The organism is Corallococcus aberystwythensis, from assembly GCF_003612165.1.
Lineage (GTDB): Bacteria > Myxococcota > Myxococcia > Myxococcales > Myxococcaceae > Corallococcus > Corallococcus aberystwythensis.
In genome coordinates this window covers 1-2,555 of the sequence record NZ_RAWK01000493.1, presented here as the reverse complement: position 1 = coordinate 2,555, position 2,555 = coordinate 1, and the positions used below count along the sequence as shown (strand labels likewise).

The 2,555-nt window shown below is 71.2% G+C and carries 3 protein-coding genes; 2 read left to right on the top strand and 1 reads right to left on the bottom strand.

What is annotated here, in order from left to right; translation table 11 throughout:
• Positions 1 to 67 precede the first annotated feature (67 nt).
• Together D7W81_RS40800 and D7W81_RS40795 are read left to right on the top strand one after the other, a co-directional pair.
• Positions 68 to 859 carry an ABC transporter ATP-binding protein gene (locus D7W81_RS40800; RefSeq protein WP_120560697.1) on the top strand — a complete coding sequence of 264 codons (792 nt, stop codon included), beginning with the start codon at positions 68 to 70 and terminating at the stop codon, positions 857 to 859.
• 56 nt (positions 860 to 915) lie between these two features.
• Complete coding sequence (locus D7W81_RS40795) at positions 916 to 1,881, top strand: hypothetical protein (RefSeq protein ID WP_147445827.1); 966 nt, start codon at positions 916 to 918, stop codon at positions 1,879 to 1,881.
• 21 nt (positions 1,882 to 1,902) lie between these two features.
• Here the strand turns inward: D7W81_RS40795 and D7W81_RS40790 are convergent.
• Positions 1,903 to 2,555: CPBP family intramembrane glutamic endopeptidase (locus D7W81_RS40790; RefSeq protein ID WP_147445826.1), on the bottom strand; the 653-nt coding region annotated here is incomplete at its 5' end.

The window sequence follows — 2,555 nt, the reverse complement described above, 5'->3', positions numbered from 1 at the left end:
CCGGCGGTGAGGCGGGGCGTGAATCAGGAGCGCGGCGGCGGGGCCCGCGCGGTAGGGTTCCCGGGCGATGAGTGACGCGAGCCGTGAGCCGGCGCCGAAGCTGACCCTCGAGGTGCGGGACCTGCACAAGTCGTTTGGCGGGCAGCCGGCGCTGCGGGGCGTGGACCTGGTGGTGCCGGAGGGCACGACCTGCGTGCTGATGGGCGTGTCCGGTTCAGGCAAGACGGTGCTGATGAAGCACATCATGGGTCTGATGCGGCCGGACCGGGGCGTGGTGTTGGTGGAGGGCGCGGAGGTGGCGAAGATGGACGAGCCCGAGCTCAACCAGATGCGCCGCAAGCTGGGCATCCTCTTCCAGGCGAACGCGCTGTTCGACTCGCTCAACGTCTTCGACAACGTGGCGTTTCCCTTGCGCGAGCGCACGAAGATGCCCGAGCCGGACATCACCAGGACCGTGAACGAGACGCTGGGGAAGGTGGGCCTGTCGCACGCGGCCACGCGCTTCCCGGGCGAGCTGTCCGGCGGCATGCAGAAGCGCGTGGGCTTCGCGCGCGCGACCATCCTCCAGCCGAAGATCCTGCTCTACGACGACCCCACGGCGGGTCTGGATCCGCTGACCACGGCGGCGGTGAATGAAATCATCACCACGGGCAAGCAGCAGCTGGGGGCCACGTCGCTGGTGATTACGCCGGACGTGGCGTCCGCCTTCGGCATGGCGGACAACCTGGCGCTGATGCACGAGGGCCGCGTGGTGGAGTACGGCCCGCCGGACCACTTCCGCCAGTCGCAGCACCCGGAGGTGAAGGCCTTCCTGCGCAACTGGCTGCGGCGGCGTTCCGCGCAGGCGCCCCAGGCCTGAGGTAGTCTGCCGGGGCCCGAGGGCCGGCGGGTTCATGATGGAAGCAGGAGTTCCGCATGTCTCGCGGCAAGTTGCGCCCCGTGTTCAAGCGTCTGTGGTTGCTCGCACCCGTCGCCACGTTGGGGGTGGGCTGCTCCTCGACGTGGGGGTGTGATTCGGACAACTACACCCAACAGCAGACCTTTCGTGTCCCCCCCACGTTGAGTGACGGTGGAGTGCCCACGCAGGACACGCCCTGCGAGGAGCTGTGCGAGGCGCTCGGAGCCACCACGCCCTGTTCCCGCTTCATGGGTCCTGAGGCTGGGGAGGACGGCGGCTTGCTCGAGAAGGTGAAATGCGAGGCGCCATTCCTCTGCGAGGGGCGGAGGCCGGAGGGGCTGTGCAGCGACGGCGCGGTGGCCACGGGGACGCCGGCGCTGGGAGCGCTCTTCGCGAGGATGGCGCACCTGGAGGCCGCGTCCGTGCCGGCCTTCGAAAGGCTCGCGGACGAGCTGGCCGCGCACGGCGCACCGGAGCGACTGGTGCGGGCCGCGAGGCGAGCCGCGAAGGACGAAGTGCGCCACGCAAGCGCGATGGAGTCCCTGGCTCAGCGTCACGGGGCCCCGATGCCAGAGCTGACGGTGGCGCCGTTCCAGCCCCGCACGCTGGTTGCGCTCGCCATCGAGAACGCGGTGGAGGGCTGCGTGCGAGAGACCTTCGGAGCGCTGCTCGCGGGCTGGCAGGCCAGGAGCGCGGAGGACGCGCAGGTGCGCGAGTCCCTGGCCACCATCGCCCCGGACGAGCTGCGGCACGCGGAGCTGTCATGGGCCATCGACGCCTGGGCCCTGGAGCAACTGTCCCCGGAGGCCCGCGAGCGGGTGGAAGCGGCCCGCCGCGAAGCCTGGCGTGAGCTGGAGCAGGACGCAGCATCCAGCCACCTGCCGGAAGCCGTGGCCCGCGTGTCGGGGCTGCCCTCCGCGGAGGTGGCCCGGGGGCTCGTGAGGGAGCTGGCGCTCGAGCTGATGCCCGGAGCGCTGGCGTAGCCAGGGAGGTGCGTGCCGCTCCTAGAGGGGCGGCAGCTTCTCCAGCAGGCCGGAGCGCGACAGCCAGAGCATCAGCGCGAAGCTGATGGTGTTGAAGGCCGCGTGGGCCACGATGAGCGCCGGTAGCCGTGCCCGGTACCAGAGGACGAAGCCGAACCAGGCGCCCATCACGAACGTCTGGAAGACCGCGAGCGTGCCCTCGTAGAAGTGCCCCACGGAGAAGAGCACCGCCGCGCCCAGCACCGCCGGCACCCAGCCGCCCAGCACCACGCGCAGGCGGGGCACCAGGAAGCCCCGGAAGACGAACTCCTCGAAGCCCGTCACCACCACCATGATGGCCGCGAAGGCCGGGATGCCCAGCCCCGTGTTCAGGAGCGCCGCCGCCACCCCCTTGCGCGCCTCCAGCTCCTGGCCCGCCAGCTTCAACGCCACCGCGACCGCCGCCAACGGCATCGACGCCGCCAGGTGCACCACGTAGGTGCCCACCAGCACCACCCCTCCCAGCAGCAGCTCCCGCGTCCAGCCCTCGCGCACCAGGCCCACCTGCGCCGGGCCCTGACCGTCACGCCACAGGAGCACCGCCACCAGCAGGCACATGCCCAGCGCCCGGATGACCAGCGGCGCCATGGACAGCGAGAAGCCCTTCGCCGCCTCCGCCTCGTCCGCCGCTACCC

Coding starts and splice junctions, on each gene's coding strand:
- D7W81_RS40800 (WP_120560697.1), top strand. CDS start 68: ATGAGTGACGCGAGCCGTGAGCCGGCGCCGAAGCTGACCCTCGAGGTG.
- D7W81_RS40795 (WP_147445827.1), top strand. CDS start 916: ATGTCTCGCGGCAAGTTGCGCCCCGTGTTCAAGCGTCTGTGGTTGCTC.